The 17,225-nt window shown below is 72.3% G+C and carries 16 protein-coding genes; 3 read left to right on the top strand and 13 right to left on the bottom strand.

Going from position 1 to position 17,225, the window contains the following annotated elements; all coding sequences use genetic code 11:
• Window positions 1-5 precede the first annotated feature (5 nt).
• The 3 genes from ACF1GV_RS35145 to ACF1GV_RS35135 form a co-directional block, all read right to left on the bottom strand.
• A complete protein-coding gene (locus ACF1GV_RS35145; RefSeq protein WP_391689219.1) occupies window positions 6-1,703 on the bottom strand; it encodes a flavin monoamine oxidase family protein in 1,698 nt (565 codons plus the stop codon).
• Between the two features lie 77 nt (window positions 1,704-1,780).
• Window positions 1,781-2,569 (bottom strand): carbon-nitrogen hydrolase family protein, encoded by a 789-nt coding sequence (locus ACF1GV_RS35140; protein WP_391689216.1) that lies wholly within the window; start codon window positions 2,567-2,569, stop codon window positions 1,781-1,783.
• Window positions 2,570-2,955: 386 nt separating this feature from the next.
• Window positions 2,956-4,125 (bottom strand): MFS transporter, encoded by a 1,170-nt coding sequence (locus ACF1GV_RS35135; RefSeq protein WP_391689213.1) that lies wholly within the window; start codon window positions 4,123-4,125, stop codon window positions 2,956-2,958.
• A 271-nt stretch (window positions 4,126-4,396) separates the two neighbouring features.
• On the opposite strand from ACF1GV_RS35135, the gene ACF1GV_RS35130 reads away from it, so the two are divergent.
• On the top strand, window positions 4,397-4,885 hold the full coding sequence (locus ACF1GV_RS35130) for a hypothetical protein (RefSeq protein ID WP_391689210.1): 489 nt from the start codon (window positions 4,397-4,399) through the stop codon (window positions 4,883-4,885).
• A 22-nt stretch (window positions 4,886-4,907) separates the two neighbouring features.
• On the opposite strand, the gene ACF1GV_RS35125 is transcribed toward ACF1GV_RS35130, so the two are convergent.
• The 8 genes from ACF1GV_RS35125 to rpe form a co-directional block, all read right to left on the bottom strand.
• Window positions 4,908-5,360, bottom strand: a complete 453-nt coding sequence (locus tag ACF1GV_RS35125; RefSeq protein ID WP_391689207.1) for an Lrp/AsnC family transcriptional regulator — start codon at window positions 5,358-5,360, stop codon at window positions 4,908-4,910.
• Window positions 5,361-5,375: 15 nt separating this feature from the next.
• Window positions 5,376-6,845 (bottom strand): amino acid permease, encoded by a 1,470-nt coding sequence (locus ACF1GV_RS35120; protein ID WP_391689204.1) that lies wholly within the window; start codon window positions 6,843-6,845, stop codon window positions 5,376-5,378.
• Between the two features lie 231 nt (window positions 6,846-7,076).
• Window positions 7,077-7,580 (bottom strand): GNAT family N-acetyltransferase, encoded by a 504-nt coding sequence (locus tag ACF1GV_RS35115; RefSeq protein ID WP_391689202.1) that lies wholly within the window; start codon window positions 7,578-7,580, stop codon window positions 7,077-7,079.
• Between the two features lie 75 nt (window positions 7,581-7,655).
• Window positions 7,656-9,098: a GuaB1 family IMP dehydrogenase-related protein gene (locus ACF1GV_RS35110; protein WP_391689414.1), complete on the bottom strand. Its 1,443-nt coding sequence runs from the start codon at window positions 9,096-9,098 to the stop codon at window positions 7,656-7,658.
• Between the two features lie 141 nt (window positions 9,099-9,239).
• A complete protein-coding gene (locus ACF1GV_RS35105; protein ID WP_391689199.1) occupies window positions 9,240-9,524 on the bottom strand; it encodes a barstar family protein in 285 nt (94 codons plus the stop codon).
• Complete coding sequence (locus ACF1GV_RS35100; protein ID WP_391689197.1) at window positions 9,521-9,901, bottom strand: ribonuclease domain-containing protein; 381 nt, start codon at window positions 9,899-9,901, stop codon at window positions 9,521-9,523. Before ACF1GV_RS35100 ends, ACF1GV_RS35105 begins: the two co-directional genes overlap by 4 nt.
• Before the next feature lie 40 nt (window positions 9,902-9,941).
• A complete protein-coding gene (locus ACF1GV_RS35095; RefSeq protein WP_391689194.1) occupies window positions 9,942-10,985 on the bottom strand; it encodes a sugar-binding transcriptional regulator in 1,044 nt (347 codons plus the stop codon).
• A 78-nt stretch (window positions 10,986-11,063) separates the two neighbouring features.
• Window positions 11,064-11,750: a ribulose-phosphate 3-epimerase gene (rpe, locus tag ACF1GV_RS35090; protein ID WP_391689191.1), complete on the bottom strand. Its 687-nt coding sequence runs from the start codon at window positions 11,748-11,750 to the stop codon at window positions 11,064-11,066.
• 137 nt (window positions 11,751-11,887) lie between these two features.
• Here rpe and ACF1GV_RS35085 point away from each other — a divergent pair, with 137 nt between their 5' ends.
• On the top strand, window positions 11,888-14,038 hold the full coding sequence (locus ACF1GV_RS35085) for an MMPL family transporter (protein WP_391689188.1): 2,151 nt from the start codon (window positions 11,888-11,890) through the stop codon (window positions 14,036-14,038).
• On the opposite strand, the gene ACF1GV_RS35080 is transcribed toward ACF1GV_RS35085, so the two are convergent.
• Both ACF1GV_RS35080 and fmt read right to left on the bottom strand, forming a co-directional pair.
• Window positions 14,019-15,455 carry an RsmB/NOP family class I SAM-dependent RNA methyltransferase gene (locus ACF1GV_RS35080; protein ID WP_391689185.1) on the bottom strand — a complete coding sequence of 479 codons (1,437 nt, stop codon included), beginning with the start codon at window positions 15,453-15,455 and terminating at the stop codon, window positions 14,019-14,021. The genes ACF1GV_RS35085 and ACF1GV_RS35080 overlap by 20 nt on opposite strands.
• Before the next feature lie 65 nt (window positions 15,456-15,520).
• A complete protein-coding gene (gene fmt / locus ACF1GV_RS35075) occupies window positions 15,521-16,453 on the bottom strand; it encodes a methionyl-tRNA formyltransferase (protein ID WP_391689182.1) in 933 nt (310 codons plus the stop codon).
• 227 nt (window positions 16,454-16,680) lie between these two features.
• On the opposite strand from fmt, the gene ACF1GV_RS35070 reads away from it, so the two are divergent.
• Window positions 16,681-17,223, top strand: a complete 543-nt coding sequence (locus ACF1GV_RS35070; RefSeq protein WP_391689179.1) for a hypothetical protein — start codon at window positions 16,681-16,683, stop codon at window positions 17,221-17,223.
• The last annotated feature ends 2 nt before the right edge of the window (window positions 17,224-17,225 follow it).

Below are 17,225 nucleotides of genomic sequence, written 5' to 3'. Positions count from 1 at the left end.
CGCGCTCAGTCCTCGGGGAGTTCGACGGGAGCGATCTCGTCGTAGACGTCGCCCGGGCCGGGGTTCGTCGCGTCCGTCGTACCGCCGAAGTGGTGCATGACACCCCAGACCGCGTTCAGCGCGGTCTGGACGGCGCCCTCGGCCCAGCCTGCCGTCCAGGAGATGTCGTCGCCGGCGAGGAAGATGCCGCGCTTGTCCTCGGGCAGCCGGTCCTGCATGAAGTGCGTGAACAGGCGCCGCTGGTAGCGGTAGTGGCCGGGCAGGTTGGCCTTGAACGCGCCCATGAAGTAGGGCTCGTTCTCCCAGGAGACCGTCACCGGGTTGCCGATGATGTGCTTCCTGATGTCGACCTTCGGGTAGATCTCGCCGAGCGACTTCAGCATGACCTCCATCCGCTCGTTCGCGGACAGCGGCAGCCACTTCAGGCTGTCGTCGCACCAGGTGTAGGACAGGCAGATGACGGCGGGCTGGTCAGGACCGTTGTCCAGCAGGTAGGTGCCGCGGGTCATGCGGTCGGTGAGCGTCATCGACATGACGTCCCGGCCGGTCTCCTCGTCCTTGTCCAGCCAGAACGGCCGGTCCACGGGCACGAAGAGCTTGCTGGACTCCATGTAGTGGGTGCGCTCGATCGCCGTCCAGTGGTCGATCGGGAAGAGCGAGTCGTCGCAGGCGATCTTGGACAGCAGCATCCAGGACTGGGCGGTGAAGATGGCCGCCTTGTAGGTGCGGATGTCGCCGTTCGCGTCCGTGACGGTGATCTGGTTGCCCGCGGTGCGGTGCAGCCGGGTCACGGCCGGGCGGGGCTCGCCGTCCACGTGGAGCGACTTCAGCGAGGTGCCGTACGGCCAGTGGACGATCTTCTCCGGCTCGCGCTCCCAGAGCCTGACCGGGAGCTGCTGGCTGCCGCCGACGATGCCGCGGTGGTGGTCGTCGGCCTCGGTGTAGACGACGCGGAGGATCTCCAGGATGGAGTTCGGGAAGTCGGTGTCCCAGCCGCCGGTGCCGAAGCCGACCTGGCCGAAGATCTCGCGGTGCCGGAAGGACTTGAAGGCCTCCGAGTCGCAGAGGAAGCCGTAGAAGGTCTGGTTGTCGAGCTTCTCGACCAGCTTCGCCCAGATCTCGCGGATGCGCGGGACGTCCCGCTCGCGCATGGCGCGGTTCATGTCGGAGAAGTCGGCGCCCTCTTCGAGGCACTTGTTCCAGGCCTCGGCGACGTCACGGTAGACCTGGGGCAGGTCGTCGATCGTCTGGGCGTAGTGCGACTCGCCCTTGAGGTCGACGACGGTGGAGGGAGTGGCCTCGGCGAGCGGGTTCGGGAACGGCCTCGTCTCCAGGCCGACCAGGTCGATGTAGTGCTGCAGGGCCGTGGAGGACGGCGGGAAGCGCATCGCGCCCAGCTCGCAGTTCAGCGACTCGTCGCAGCCGTCGAAGCCGACGGTGCGCAGCCGGCCGCCGAGCTGGTCGGCCTCGTAGACGACGGGCTTGAGGCCCATCTTCATCAGCTCGTACGCCGCGACGATGCCGGACAGGCCGCCGCCGATGATCGCGACCTCGGTGCCGTGCTCGGTCGCCGGGACCTGGCCGAGACCGGCCGGGTGGGCCAGGAAGTCGTCGTAGGCGTAGGGGAAGTCCGGGCCGAACATGGTGATCGGCGGCTGCTGCTCGTCGGTGTGCTCGACGGCGTTGGGCACCGTGGACGTCATGGGGTACGGACTCCTTGCGCGGGGTGTAACTGGGGGAGGCTCGGGGGGTTCGGTTCGACGGGGGGCTGTGCGTCGGCTCAGACGAGGGACCCGTACAGGTCCGGGCGGCGGTCCTTCAGGTACGGGTTGTTCTCGCGGGAGGCGGCCAGGAACGCGGGGTCGGCGTCGGCGAACACCAGCTGCTCGGTGCGGCCGGCGCGGGCACGGGCGACTCCGTCGGGGCCGGCGAGGGTGGAGAGGCCGACGAACTCGAACTCGTCCTCCTGGCCGACCCGGTTGACGTACGCGACGTACATCTGGTTCTCGAAGGCCCGCACCGGGATCATCGACTCGGCGACGAACTGGAAGGGGTGCATCTGTGCCGTCGGGACGAGGAGGAGGTCGGTGCCGGCGAGGGCGTGGGCGCGGACGTTCTCCGGGAACTCGACGTCGTAGCAGATGAGCAGGCCGACGGTGAGGCCGTTCAGCTCGGCCTGGACGAGCTGCTGGTCGCCGGGGGTGAAGTGGTCCCGCTCGAAGCAGCCGAAGAGATGGGTCTTGCGGTAGTTCGCCCGGCGGGTGCCGGTGGCGTCGATCAGCTGGGCGGAGTTGTGGACGGTTTCGCCGTCGCGCTCCGGGTAGCCGTAGGCGATGGCCAGCCCGTGCCGGGTGGCGATCTCCGCGATCGCGTCGGCCGAGTCGCCGTCGGCGGGCTCGGCGAGGCGGGCGATGTCGTCGCCGATCGCGTAGCCGGTCAGGAACATCTCCGGCGCGGCCAGCAGCCCGGCTCCCGCGGCGGCGGCGCGGCCCGCGGTGTCGTCGAGCACCTTGAGGTTCTCGGCGACGGATCCGGGGCGGCCGGAGCTCTGGAGCAGGGCTGTGCGCATGCGTGTTCCTCACCGGTACGGAGGGGGTTGGGGGCCTTCTAGACGGTACGGTCGGCTGCGCGGGCGGGACAAGATTGAGCCGTTGCGCGCCGGTGAGCGGATTGTTGCGTGGGGTGGGGGGTGGGTGGCGAATCGTTGCGTGGTGCCGGCCGGCGGTTGGGTGCGTTTTTCGTCCGCGGGTTTCGTTGTGGCTGGTCGCGGGTGCCTGCGGCCGCCGGGTCGTGTGTCGGGTGCGGGTTTCGTTGTGGCTGGTCGCGCAGTTCCCCGCGCCCCCTTTTTTTGCCTGCGGCGGCCCGTTGCTGTCCGGTGGCCGGTTGCGGTCGCGCCTTCGGCCGTGTGTGAGTCGGGGACGGCGCGGGCGGGCCGGCACCGACACCGGGTACAGGTCAGCGTCGTGCCGGGCGGCGCCACAGGAGCGCTGACGTGAGGAGGTACGGCGTCGCCAGCGCCGTGAACGCCAGGGCGTGGTGTGTCTCCCCCGTCGTCAGTGCCGCGTACACGCCGTAGACCGCGATCGTCGTCAGGTCGGTGCCCAGGCCCGCCAGGGACGTCACCGTCGCGCGGGTGGTGTCGTCCAGGCGTTGCTGGAGGCGGGCGTCGGCCAGGACCGTCGTCAGTTGGAAGGCGCCGAAGGCGAGGGCGATCAGGGACAGGGCGGCCGGTGTGCCTGCGGTGGCGCCCACGGCAAGGCAGAGAGCCCCCGCTGCCAGTACCGTCGCCAGGCCGCCGGAGGCCAGGCAGGCGCACGGGCCGGCGAGCAGGCCGCCCGCCGTGGCTCCCGCCCAGATCAGCAGGAGGAAGAAGGGCGCCGTCTCGTCCGGGACCCCCGTTTCGCGGACCAGCAGCGGCGTGTACTCGTCGAGCGCACCCCAGATCGCCGACACCGCCGGGACCAGGAGCACCGCTGCCCGGACCCGGTGGTCGGCACGGACCGTCGCCACGCCGGAGCGCAGGGTCGCCGACCAGCCTTCCGCACGCTCGGCGGCCGGCGGCCGGTGTTCCGTGAAACCCGTGGCGACGGCCGACGTCAGCAGACAGGCGAGGACGCTGGCCGCGCCGACCGCCGGATAACCGCCGGCCCCCAGCACCGGTCCGGCCAGAGCTGTCGCGGTCATCACGCCGAGCAGTCCGGCCGCCCGGGCGCGGCCCATCAGCCGGGGATAGCGTTCGGCCGCGCCGAGCCGGTCGAGTTCGTCGTGTATCAGGGCTTCCAGCGCCCCGGAGGCCAGGGCGCCGCGGGTGCCCCACAGGACGAAGCCGAGCGCGAAGGACCAGTACGCCGGGTACAGCACCCAGAGGGTGAAACCGGCCGCCGTCAGCAGCGGGCCCAGCCACAGCAGAAGGCGTCGGGAGACCGCGTCGGCCCACGCGCCGGAGGGGACCTCCAGCAGGACGCCGGTCGCCGACCAGAGCACGAACAGGGAGGAGACCTGGCCGACCGACAGGCCGGTGTCGGTGAAGAGCAGGGCGTAGACGGGGTAGAGCAGGACGCAGTCGTCCAGGAATGCGTAGGCGTAGAGGGTGAGTGCAAGCCGTTGCGCACGTGAGTGAGTCATGAGGCCTTCCCGCAGGGACGGATCGGACGCCGGACGTGCGGCGTCCGAGGCGGCCCTCGGGAGGCGCGGCGGGGGGATCAATGTCGCCAGGTCATGGCAATGATGGTAGGCCGGGTGGGCTCGGCCGTGCAGGTGATTACCGGGGAGGAGGCGTCCGGCCCGCGTCTCCGCCGTGCGGGCGAGCGCGTCCGTCCGGCGGAGGAGGCGCCGCGCGGGGGCACAGCGGGAGACTGCCGGGGAGGAAGCGACCGCCATGCGAAGGGGCCCTGTGATGGAGCACGCCGAGATTGTCGCTCTGCCGTTCGTCGACGAGCACACGGCGCTCGTCGACGCGGAGCCGGACGTCGTCTGGCGCGCGCTGGGCGACGTACTGGAGGGTTCCGGGGGGCGCTGGGGCCGCGTCGTCCGGCTGCTCGGGTGCGCCGACCGCACGGCGTCCGGGGCCCGGCCTCTGGCCGAGGGGTCGGCCCTGCGCGGCTTCCGGGTGGCCGTCGCGGACCCCGGCCGGGAGCTGACCCTGGTCGGCCGGCACCGCTTCGCGTCGTACGCGCTCGTCTTCCGGCTGGAGGCGGTCGGTCCGGAGGTGACCCGGGTGCGGGCCGTGACGCGGGCCCGGTTCCCGGGTCCCGCGGGGGCCGTCTACCGGCGGTTCGTCATCGGTTCGGGCGGACACGCCGTCGTCGTACGGCGCATGCTGTCGACCGTGCGCACCCGCGCCCCCGAAGGGGCGCGGGGAACTGCGCGACCGGGCAGGAGGTAGCCGCGGCGCTACCAGCGGAGCGTCACGTCGGCGAGCCCGACGAGAAGCGGCGCAGCAGCGGGGAGAGGACCAGGACCGACTTGGTGCGTTCCACGAACGGCTCTCCCGCGATGCGTTCCAGGACGCGTTCGAAGTGGCGCATGTCGGAGGCGAAGACCTGGGCGATCGCGTCCGCGTCGCCGGTGACGGTCGACGCGGCCACGACCTCCTGGTAGCGCTCCAGGCCCCGCTTGATGGTGTCCGGCGAGGTGTTGCGCCGGCAGTGGATCTCGACGAACCCCTCGGTCTCCCAGCCGAGGGCCGCCGGGTCGACGCGGACGGTGAAGCCGGTGATGGCTCCGGTGGCCCGCAGCCGGTCCACGCGCCGCTTGACGGCCGGCGCGGACAGGCCGACGATCTGCCCGATGTCCGCGTAGGAGCGGCGGGCGTCCTCGGCGAGGGCGTGCACGATGCGTTCGTCGAGATCGTTCAGCACGGCGGGTTGTTCACTTCACTTCTGGTCAGGCACGGCGAGTCGGGAGCGGCGGTAACCGTAACTGAAGTAGAACACGAGCCCGACCGCCATCCAGACACCGAAGACCACCCAGGTGACGGCGGACAGGCTGCCCATCATCCAGAGGCAGAACAGGAAGCCCAGGGCCGGGAGCACCGGGGACAGCGGGACGCGGAACGTGCGGTTCATGTCCGGGCGGGTCCGGCGCAGCACCACGACCGCGATGTTGACCAGAGCGAAGGCGAAGAGGGTGCCGATGCTGGTGGCGTCGGCGAGCTGGCCGAGCGGGATCGCCGCGGCGAGGACGCCGCAGAACAGGGAGACGATCACCGTGTTGGCGCGCGGGGCGCCGGTCTTCGGGTGGACCTTGGAGAAGATCTTGGGGACCAGGCCGTCACGGGACATGGCGAAGAGGATGCGGGTCTGGCCGTAGAGCACGGTCAGCACGACGCTGGCGATGGCGATGACGGCGCAGAAGGCGAGCAGGGTGCCCCAGAAGCTCTGTCCGGTGACGTCCGTCATGATCTGGGCGAGCGCGGCCTCGGAGTCGTTGAACTTCCGCCACGGCTTCGCGCCGACGGCGACGGCGGCGACCAGCACGTACAGCGCGGTCACGATGACCAGCGACAGGATGATCGCGCGGGGCAGGTCGCGTTGGGCGTTCTTGGCTTCCTCACCGGCGGTGGAGGCGGCGTCGAAGCCGATGTAGGAGAAGAAGAGGGTGGCGCCGGCCGCGCTGACGCCGGCCATGCCGAGCGGCATGAAGTTGTGGTAGTTGCCGGACTTGAAGCCCATGAAGCCGATGGCGCAGAAGAGGATCAGCGCGGCGATCTTCACGCACACCATGATGGTGTTGGCCCGCGCGGACTCCTTGGCGCCGCCGAGCAGGAACACCATGGCGAGGACGACGACGATCAGCGCCGGCAGGTTGAAGATGCCGCCGTCGACGCCGGGCGGGTTGGCGAAGGCGGCCGGGATGGTCACGCCGAGGGTGCCGTCCAGCAGCTCGTTGAGGTACTCGCCCCAGCCGACGGCCACGGCGGCGACGGAGACGCCGTACTCCAGCAGCAGGCACCAGCCGCAGACCCAGGCGATCAGCTCGCCCATCGTGGCGTAGGCGTAGGAGTAGGAGGAGCCGGCGACCGGGATGGTGCCCGCGAGCTCGGCGTAGGACAGGGCCGAGAAGAGGGCCGTCAGGCCGGCTATGACGAACGACAGGGTGACGGCCGGTCCCGCCTTGGGGACGGCTTCGCCGAGGACGACGAAGATGCCGGTGCCGAGGGTGGCACCGATGCTGATCATGGTCAGCTGCCACAGCCCGAGGGAGCGGCGGAGGCTGCCTCCCTCTCCCTGGCCGCCCTCGGCGACCAGGCGCTCCACGGGCTTGCGGCGCATGAGGCCGCCCAGCGGGGACACGGGGGCGGTCTGGGTGGTGCTGTTCTGCGGGGGTGCGCCTTGGTCGAGCACGCGCGGCTCCTTATCGCTGCCGTTCAGGGGGCGGGGACCGGCGGCACCCCATCCCACGGGAACCGTCGAGCGGGGTCCCCGCCACACCACGTACAGCGCGACACTCTATGAGGCCGGGCATTGCCGCTGTAATGCAGCAACCTTGCGCGCATCCGCATGATCATTGCGTTGCCGCGGGTCAGACGGGTTTTCGTTGCGCGGCAGGTTTCGACCATTGCACATGCACCCGTTTCAGCAGGTCGGAAGCCGCTTGACGAGGAAGGTGCAGGGGTCGACCTGCTCGTGGGTCGCGCCGTCGTCGTCCTGGTACGTCCAGCGGTCGAGGTAGTCGGTCAGCGGGCGGTAGCCGAGCCGCGCGTACAGGGCCGCCGCGCGCGGGTTGTTCCGGGCGACGCCCATGCCGGCGCGGGGCAGGCCGCGTTCCCGGGCGAGTTCCTCGGCGGCCCGGATCAGCGCGCTGCCGATGCCCCGGGAACGCAGGTGTTCGGGCCATACGGCCAGCCCGTTGAGCTCAGGGCAGCCCGGCGCCGCCCGGCGCACCTCGGGGGCGCCGCAGCCGATCCAGCGCATCTCCGCGTGCCCGACGGGCCGTTCGTCGAGCCAGGCGACGAGATAGGTGCTCTGCCCGGCCCGCTGGCGTGCGTAGCGCCGGGCGTGGAACGAGGTCGCACCCCGGGTGCCGAGGTGCTCGTCGAGGAGGGCCACGTCGGCGGCCCGGCAGACGGTGATCTCCATATGACGACGGTACGGCCCGGGAACGCCGACGGCCCCCGGTTTTCGACGGGGGCCGTGTGCGGGGGAGTTGGCGGATCAGCTCCAGCTGGCGTGCAGCGGCTTGCCCTCGGCGTAGCCGGCCGCGCTCTGGATGCCGACGATCGCGCGGTCGGCGAACTCCTCCAGGTTGGAGGCGCCGGCGTAGGTGCAGGAGGAGCGGACACCCGCGATGATCGAGTCGATCAGGTCCTCGACGCCCGGGCGGGCCGGGTCGAGGAACATGCGGGAGGTGGAGATGCCCTCCTCGAACAGCGCCTTGCGGGCACGGTCGTAGGCCGACTCCTCGGAGGTGCGGTTGCGCACGGCCCGCGCGGAGGCCATGCCGAAGGACTCCTTGTAGGCACGGCCCTGGGCGTCGTGCTGGAGGTCGCCCGGGGACTCGTAGGTGCCGGCGAACCAGGAGCCGACCATGACGTTGGACGCGCCGGCCGCGAGGGCCATGGCCACGTCGCGCGGGTGGCGGATGCCGCCGTCGGCCCACACGTGCTTGCCGTACTTCTTCGCCTCGGCGGCGCACTCCAGCACGGCGGAGAACTGCGGCCGGCCCACGCCGGTCATCATGCGGGTGGTGCACATGGCGCCGGGGCCGACACCGACCTTGATGATGTCCGCGCCGGCGTCGATGAGGTCCTTGACGCCCTCGGCGGCGACGATGTTGCCCGCGGCGATGGGCACCTGCGGGTCGAGCGCGCGCACCAGCCCGACGGCGCTGATCATCGACTCCTGGTGGCCGTGCGCGGTGTCGATGACGAGGGTGTCGACGCCCGCGTCCAGCAGCTGCTTGGCCTTGCCCGCGACATCGCCGTTGATGCCGACGGCGGCGGCGATGCGCAGCTTGCCGTTCGCGTCCACGGCCGGGGTGTACAGGGTGGCGCGCAGGGCGCCCTTGCGGGTGAGGATGCCGGCGAGGCGCCCGTCCTGGTCCACGGCCGGGGCGTAGCGCCGGTTGTGGTGGTCCAGGGTGTTGAAGGCCTCGCGCGGGTCGATGTCCGCGTCGAGCAGCAGCAGGTCCTTGGACATGACGACCTCGAGCTGCGTGAAGCGGTCCACGCCGGACAGGTCGGCGTCGGTGACGACACCGAGGGGCCGCTGCTCCTCGTCGACGACCACACCGGCGTTGTGCGACCGCTTGGGCAGCAGGGCGAGGGCGTCGGCGACGGTCTGGTGGGGGGCCAGCACGATCGGGGTGTCCAGCACCAGGTGGCGGCTCTTGACCCAGGAGACGACCTCGGTGACGACCTCGATCGGGATGTCCTGCGGGATCACCACGAGGCCGCCGCGGCGGGCCACCGTCTCGGCCATGCGGCGGCCGGCGATGGCGGTCATGTTGGCGACGACGAGCGGGATGGTGGTGCCCGTGCCGTCCGGGGAGCTGAGGTCCACGCCCTGACGCGAGCCGACCGCGGAGCGGCTCGGCACCATGAAGACGTCGTCGTACGTCAGGTCGTACGCGGGCTGGATGTCGTTGAGGAAACGCACGTGCTGCACATCCCAGTCGTTCAGAGGTGACCCCCTGGCAGGTGTGCCAAGGGGAAAGAGCACGTACTTCATTCTCCCACGCCGACCGGATCCCGGGGCACAGTCGGTTCGTCCAGGCTGGTCAGGGGGGCCGTTGGAGGATCATCCGAGAACGAGTGCCACGGTGACGGCGGTGGCCTGTGAGAACACCTCCCGGGCCGTCTCCCACTCGTCGGGGCGCGCTTCGGCATACGCCCGCCAGTTCCGTACGACGACCAGCGGCTCGGCGTCCTTGGACCACACGTCCGGATCGGAGAGGACGTCGGCGAGGGCGTCCCAGTTGCGGCCGAAGTAGTCCGGCAGCGGCAGGTCCCGGGCGCAGCGGTCCATCAGGGCCGCCTTGTCCGTGACCCCGCCGAGGTCCAGGCCGAGCACGGCTCGCGTCATCTCAGTACCGCCCTGAACGAGTCGTAGTGGTCGTCGGTGTAGTACGTCTCGCCGCCCTGCCCGGTGACCAGGCGCCGGGCCCCGCGGTCGCGCGAGCCCGGAGTCGGGACGGTGTACTCGTGGTAGTAGCCGCGCGGGTGCCGGGGCAGCCGCCCCTCGACGTTCCCGAAGACGGCCCCGTCCCTGGTGTACGGGAAGGGGCCGCCCCGGTCGACGAGGGCGAGTGTGCGCCGGGCCTCGGCCGGCAGGTCGGCCTCCTTGACGGTGGCCATGCCCTTCGCCCAGGGCGGGCCGGTCGAGGTGCCCTGGGTGGAGGAGCACCCGACGAGCAGGGCGAGGACGCAGAGCAGCACCCGGGGGACGCACCGCAGCAGCATGCGTCCGATGCTGCCACGGCCGCTCCCGGCGCACGCGCTGTCAGACCCCGTCGGGGTCCGCCCGGTTGAGCGCCGGCTTCGGCGTCGGGCCCGCGGTCATCAGGTAGTCGGCGGCCGAGGTGTCCGTCACCAGACTGGTGACGAGCCCGGACCGCAGCACCGCGTCGATCGCCGACGCCTTGCGCTGCCCGCCCGCGATCGCCACGACCTCCGGGATACGGCGCAGCTGGTCGGCCTTGACCGTGATGCACCGCTCTCCCAGGTCCCGGCCGACCCGGCGGCCGTCGACGTCGAAGAGGTGCGCGGACATCTCCGCGGCCACGCCGAGCGAGGCGTAGTGGGCGCGCTCCTCCTCGGAGAGCATGTCGTGCACCGTGGAGATGCCCGGCTCCCAGGAACCGATGGAGACGCAGGCGACCGTGACCTTGTCGAAGTACTCGAAGGCCCGGGCGATCCCGGTCTGGTTGCGCAGCGCGACCGCGGTGGCCGCGTCCGGCAGCAGCATCGGCGCGTAGATGGGGTGGGCGTCGCCGCCGGAGACCTGCGCGGCGCGGCGCACGGCCTCCACCGAGCCGCGCTCGGCGGTCCCGGCGTCGTACACGCCCGTCAGCTGCACAACCGTGCAGGGCGGCAGCCGGTCGAGGGCCGCGGCCATGTGGATGGTGGACCGGCCCCAGGCCAGGCCCAGTACGTCCCCCTCGTTGACGAGTTCGCCGAGCAGGTCGGCGGCGACCTCGCCCAGGTTCTCCGGGTCGGGGGTCTCCTCCGACTCGGGCGGGGACTCCACCACGACGGCGTGCCTGAGGCCGTAGCGGGCACGGAGCGCGTCGGAGCGCTCGGCGTCCAGTTCGGCCGGCACACGGATCTCGATGCGTACGAGGTCCCGTTCGAGGGCCGTCTCCAGGACCCGGGCCACCTTGAAGCGGCTGACGCCGAACTCCTCCGCGATCTGGATCTTGGACTTGCCCTCGAGGTAGAAGCGGCGGGCCATGGCCGCCGCCTGCACCAGCTCAGCGGGTCCCATCCGCATGGCTGACCGGCCCGCCGACATACCCGACACGGCGATCTCCTCACTGCTGTTCACACTCTGGATTCGCCGTTCATCCTTGCAGATCCGGCGCGGTCGATCAGCCCTGATGGCGGGCGTTCACATTCCTGTCGGTCAGTGGTCGCACGCCCAGCTCGCCTTGGCGGTGGCCGACTCCGCCTGGTGGCGCAGGGCACGGACCGCGTCGGCGGGGTCGTTCGCCCCGTAGACCGCGGACCCGGCGACGAAGACGTCGGCGCCCGCGTCCGCGCACCGCTCGATCGTGGAGGCCGAGACGCCGCCGTCGACCTGGAGCCAGAGCTGCAGGCCGTGCTTGCCGATCAGCTCACGGGTACGGCGGATCTTCGGCAGCATGATGTCCAGGAAGGCCTGCCCGCCGAAGCCCGGCTCGACCGTCATGATCAGCAGCATGTCCAGCTCGGGCAGCAGATCCTCGTACGGCTCGATCGGCGTCGCCGGCTTCAGCGCCATGGACGCGCGGGCGCCCTTGGCGCGGATCTCCCGGGCGAGCCGGACGGGCGCGGCGGCCGCCTCGACGTGGAAGGTCACCGACCCGGCGCCCGCCTCCACGTACTGGGGCGCCCAGCGGTCGGGGTCCTCGATCATCAGATGGCAGTCCAGCGGGGTGTCCGTCGCACGGGCCAGGGACTCCACGATCGGCACGCCGAGCGTGAGGTTGGGGACGAAATGGTTGTCCATGACGTCGACGTGGAGCCAGTCGGCTCCCTCCACCGCCTTCGCCTCGTCCGCGAGGCGGGCGAAGTCGGCGGACAGGATGCTGGGGTTGATCTGCACGGCCATGTGCCTAAGCCTGCCATGCCCGGGCACGGTTGTTCGCCCCCGGTCCAGGACCGGACACCGCTTCGAATGGTCCCGCGGACCCCTCGGTGCCATGCTGGATGACTGACCCGCACGGTGCAGCACCTCCCGGGGGCGCCATGAGGCAGCTCGCAGCCTGGAAGCAGTCGGCGATCGCGTTCGTGTGCGGACGCCGGTCCAAGTGGGTCGTGGTCGGACTGTGGCTCGTCGTCCTCGTGATCGCCGTTCCCCTCGGAGCGAGGCTCAACGACGCCCAGGACAACGACGCCCAGTCCTGGCTGCCCGGCTCCGCGGAGTCCACCCAGGTGCTGAACCTTTCCGAGGACTTCCGCCCGGAGCAGATCCCCGCCGTCGTCGTCTACGCCCGCGACGGCGGCCTCACCGCGCAGGACCGGCGGCAGATCTCCCAGGACACGGCCGAGCTGCGCACGCTGCACGAGCACGGCGTGCGCGGGGCGGAGACCCGTGGCCCGGTCTTCGACCGGCCGGTCGCGCCGCGGGCCGCACAGGTCCAGGTGCCGATCACGATGGACGCCTCGGGCTGGCAGCGGATCTCGCCGGCGGTCGACTCGATCCGTGACCGGGTGGGCGACGCCGGCGCCGGTCTCGCCGTGCACATCACCGGTCCCGGCGGCACGTCGGCGGACTTCGCCGAGGCGTTCGCGGGCATCGACTCCACGCTGCTGTTCTCGGCGATGGGCGTGGTGATCGTGATGCTGCTGCTCACCTACCGCAGCCCCGTCCTGCTCTTCGTGCCGCTGCTCGGCGTGGTCGTCTCCCTGTTCACCGCCCAGGCCCTGATCTACCTGTTGGCCCGGCATGCCGGCCTCACCGTCAACGGGCAGAGCGCGGGCATCCTGACGGTGCTCGTCTTCGGCGCCGGCACCGACTACGCGCTGCTGCTGGTCGCCCGCTACCGGGAGGAGCTGCGCCGCCACGAGGACCGGCACGAGGCGATGCGCCGCGCCCTGAACCGGGCGGGCCCGGCGGTGCTGGCCTCCGGGGCGACGGTCGTGCTGGGCATGCTCGTGCTGCTGGTGGCCGAGATGAACTCCACCCGCGGCCTGGGACCGGTGGCGGCGATCGGCGTGCTGGTCGCAATGATGGCGATGCTGACCCTGTTCCCGGCGCTGCTGGTCTGCCTGGGCCGCTGGATCTTCTGGCCGGTGATCCCCCACGCCGGCTCGGCCGACCCGGCCGAGCGAGGGGTGTGGGCCCGGATGGGCCGCCGTATCGCGCGCCGCCCGCGCCTGGTGTGGAGCGTGACGGCGGCGGTGCTGGCCGCCGTGTCGCTCGGGCTGTTCCAGCTACGGGCGTCGGGCATCCCCAACGCGGACGCCTTCACCGGAAGACCGGACTCGATCGCCGGCCAGGTGGTGTCGGCGCGCTACTTCCCGGCCGGCGCCGGTGATCCCCTCGTGATCGTTTCTCACGCCGCACAGGCCGAGCGGGTGGGCCGCACGGTCGCCGCGGACCCCGCCGTCGTCCCCACCAGCATCGGGGTGCCGCCGGGTGCCGCGCCGGTGCACGACGGCAAGGTGCTGTTCGAGGCGACCATGCGGGATCCGGCCGACAGCGCGGCGGCCAAGGCGACCGTGGAACGGGTGCGCGACGCCGTGCACGCGGTGCCCGGCGCCGACGCGCGGGTGGGCGGCGGCACGGCGGCCCTGCTGGACATGGAGCATGCCCAGACGCACGACAACCTCCTGGTCATCCCGCTCGTCCTGGCCGTCGTCCTGCTCGTGCTCGGCATCCTGCTGCGCGCGCTGGTGGCCCCGCTGCTGCTGGTCGGAACGGTGGTGCTGTCGCTGGCCGGCGCGCTGGGCCTGAGCGCGCTGGCGTTCCGGCACGTCTTCGACTACGCGGGCGAGGACGTGGCCTTCCCGCTGTTCGTCTTCGTGTTCCTGGTGGCGCTCGGCATCGACTACAACATCTTCCTGACCACCCGCGTCCGCGAGGAGGCGATCCGCCGGGGCACCCGGCCGGGCGTGGTGACGGCGCTGTCCGCCACCGGCGCCGTGATCACCTCGGCGGGCCTGGTCCTCGCGGGCACCTTCGCGGCGCTGGGCACCCTGCCCATGGTGGGCTTCGCGGAGATCGGCTTCGCGGTCGCCCTCGGCGTCCTGCTGGACACCTTCGTGGTGCGGTCGGTCCTGGTGACCGCCCTGTTCCTGGACGTGGGCAGGAAGGTCTGGTGGCCGCACCGCCTGGCGCACCGGGACGGCGCCCCGGTGCCCGAGCGGAGCGAGGTCAGCCGGTCCGGCGGATGAGCGCCAGGTACATCGCGTCCGTGCCGTGGATGTGCGGCCAGAGCTGGATGTCCGGGCCGTCGCCGAGGCTGGGGACGCCGGGGAGGAGGGGCCGGGCGTCGAGCAGCTGTGTTTCCGGGAACTGCTTGAGCACGTCGGCCACGACGGCCCTCGTCTCGGCCAGGTGCGGGGAGCACGTGGCGTAGCCGACGACGCCGCCGACGCGTACCGACTCCAGGGCCGTGCGCAGCAGGCCGCGCTGGAGGGGTGCGAAGGCGTCGAGGTCCTCCGGGCGGCGGCGCCAGCGGGCCTCGGGGCGGCGGCGCAGGGCGCCGAGGCCGGTGCAGGGGACGTCGACGAGGACCCGGTCGAAGCTGCCGGGGCGCCAGGGCGGCCGGGTGCCGTCGGCGGCGATGACCTGGTACGGCCCCGGATTGCCGGCCAGTGCCTTGGCGACCAGCCCGGCGCGGTGCGGCTGCTTCTCGGAGGCGAGCAGCACGGCGTCCCGCTCGGCGGCGAGGGCACCGAGGAGGGCGGCCTTGCCGCCGGGGCCCGCGCAGCCGTCCAGCCACAGGCGGTCGCGCCCCTCGACGGGCGCGTTCGCCAGCGCGAGCGCGACCAGCTGGCTGCCCTCGTCCTGCACGCCCGCGCGCCCCTCGCGCACGGCCTCCACGGCCCCCGGCTCGCCGCCCTCGGTGAGGCGTACGGCGTACGGCGACCAGCGGCCCGCCACCGCGGCCTCCTCGCGCAGCAGCTCCTCGGCGGTGGACCGGCCGGGCCGGGCGACCAGGGTGACCTCGGGCCGCTCGTTGTCGGCCGCCAGCAGCCGCTCGATGCCCTCGCGGCCGCCGCCGAGGGAATCCCACAGCGCGGAGACGACCCAGCGCGGATGCGCGTGCACGACGGCGAGATGGTCCTCGGGGTCGTCGTCGTAGGGCGGGGCGACCTCGGCGAGCCAGGCGTCGAGGTCGCGCTGGGCGACCTTGCGCAGGACTGCGTTGACGAACTTCGCCCGGCCGTCGCCGAGCACCACCCGGGCCAGCTCCACCGTCGAGGACACGGCCGCGTGGGTGGGGATGCGGGTGCCGAGCAGCTGGTGCGCGCCGAGGCTCAGCACGTCCAGCACCGGCGGGTCCACCTCGCGCAGCGGCCGGTCGACGCAGGCGGCGATGACGGCGTCGTACGTTCCCTGCCGGCGCAGCGTGCCGTAGACCAGCTCGGTCGCCAGGGCCGCGTCCCGTGCGTCGAACCCCTCGGACCCCTCCTTCTCCCGGGCCTTGCGCAGCAGCGGGGGCAGCACGAGGTTGGCGTAGGCGTCGCGCTCGTCCACCGCGCGCAGCGCCTCGAAGGCGAGGATGCGCACGGGGTCCTTCTGGGGACGGCGGTAGGGCTTGGCGGGCCTGCGCGGCCTGCGGGAGGTGCCGGGGGTGTCGCTCACGGAAAAGGTGCTCCGGAATGTCAGAACGGGCTGTCCGTCCAGCCTACGTCCCGCAGGTGCCCGCGTTACGCGCCGAGGGTCTCCCCCGCGGCGATCCGCACACCGCGCGCCCAGTCCGCCGCGCGCATCGGCTTCTTGCCCTGGGCCTGCACCCACAGCAGCTCCACGGCGTGCGAGCCGGTGCCGACGTGGACGTGGTTCTTGCCGATGTCGAGGCTGCCGGGGGCGAGGTCGGTGCGGTCGGTCAGCAGCGCGACCTGAATGAGCTTCAGCCGCTCGCCGCGGAACGTGGTCCAGGCTCCGGGGGCCGGGGTGCAGCCGCGCACGACCCGGTCGACGCGCAGCGCGGGCGCGGACCAGTCGACGCGGGCGTCCTCGACGGTGATCTTCGGGGCCAGGGTGATGCCCTCACCGGGCTGCGGTACGGCCTTCAGCGTGCCGTCCTCGATGCCGTCCATGGTCGCGGCGAGCAGCCCGGCACCGGCGAAGGCGAGCCGGGTGAGCAGGTCGCCGCTGGTGTCGGTGGGCCGGATCTCCTCGGTGACGGTGCCGTAGACGGGACCGGAGTCGAGTCCCTCCTCGATGAGGAAGGTGGACGCGCCCGTGATCTGGTCGCCGGCCATGAGGGCGTGCTGCACGGGCGCGGCACCGCGCCAGGCGGGCAGCAGCGAGAAGTGCAGGTTGACCCAGCCGTGGGCGGGGATGTCGAGCGCCTCCTTGGGCAGCAGGGCGCCGTAGGCGACGACGGGGCAGCAGTCGGGGGCGATCTGCCGCAGCCGCTCCAGGAATTCCGGATCGCGCGGCTTGGCGGGCTTGAGCACCTCGATCCCGGCCTCCTCCGCCCGCTCCGCCACGGGCGACGCCACCAGCCTGCGCCCCCGCCCGGCCGGCGCGTCGGGCCGGGTGACGACGGCGGCCACCTCGTGGCGCCCGGAGGCGAGCAGAGCGTCCAGAGCGGGAACGGCGACCTCGGGGGTGCCGGCGAAGACGAGCTTCATGGGCGGGTTCGGACCTCTCGGACGACAGACGGGCGACGGGCAGCGCACCAGTCTATGACCACGCCGGGGAAGCCGCCGTGGCTGATCGGCCGCGGAAGGAGGGGCCGTCCTCCAGGGGCGCAGTCATATGCCCGCACGCCCCCACTGCGTGACCCGCGGAGCGATCCCGCGTTGGTCAAGAAAGAGTTGACCCCCTTGTCTTCATCGCCGGTTCGAGAGGCTTGTTCATGGCCGACCACGCAACCCACGACGCCCAGGCCCGGGCCAGCCTGCACTTGCTGGTGCGGGACATCGAGCGGGTCCGCCGGCAGGTGGACGCCCTGCGCACGCTCACCGCTCAGCTGGGCAACGTCTACCGCCCGCGCCGCTCCGGCCCCTCCACGGGGTTCGTCGTCTACGGACGCGCTCCCGCCCCGACGGTCCGCCTCGCCCAGGAGCTGCGGGACAGCGTCGAGACCCTGGTGACGGCCGCCGTCGACTTCGACCGCTCGCTCGGCTTCTCGTGGGACGCGGTCGGCTCCGCGCTCGGCGTCACCAAGCAGGCGGTTCACCGCCGTTACGGCGCGCGCCGAGCCCCCGCGCAGGCCGCCGCCGAGGCCGAGTGCACCCCGGAGCCGTCGGGCGGGCGCGCGGTGAACGTGGGCACGGGCATCCCGGTCGTGCCCACGGTCCCGGCCGCCCGTTCCATGCCGACCCAGCCGACGGCGAGCAGCACGTCCCTGCGCGACGACGCCAGGCCGACGGCGTTCCCGGCCCCGCGCAACGGCTGACC

Origin of the sequence: Streptomyces sp. NPDC014006 (genome assembly GCF_043088925.1) — a bacterium.
GTDB lineage: Bacteria > Actinomycetota > Actinomycetes > Streptomycetales > Streptomycetaceae > Streptomyces.
This window is presented reverse-complemented; position numbering and strand designations above follow the sequence as displayed.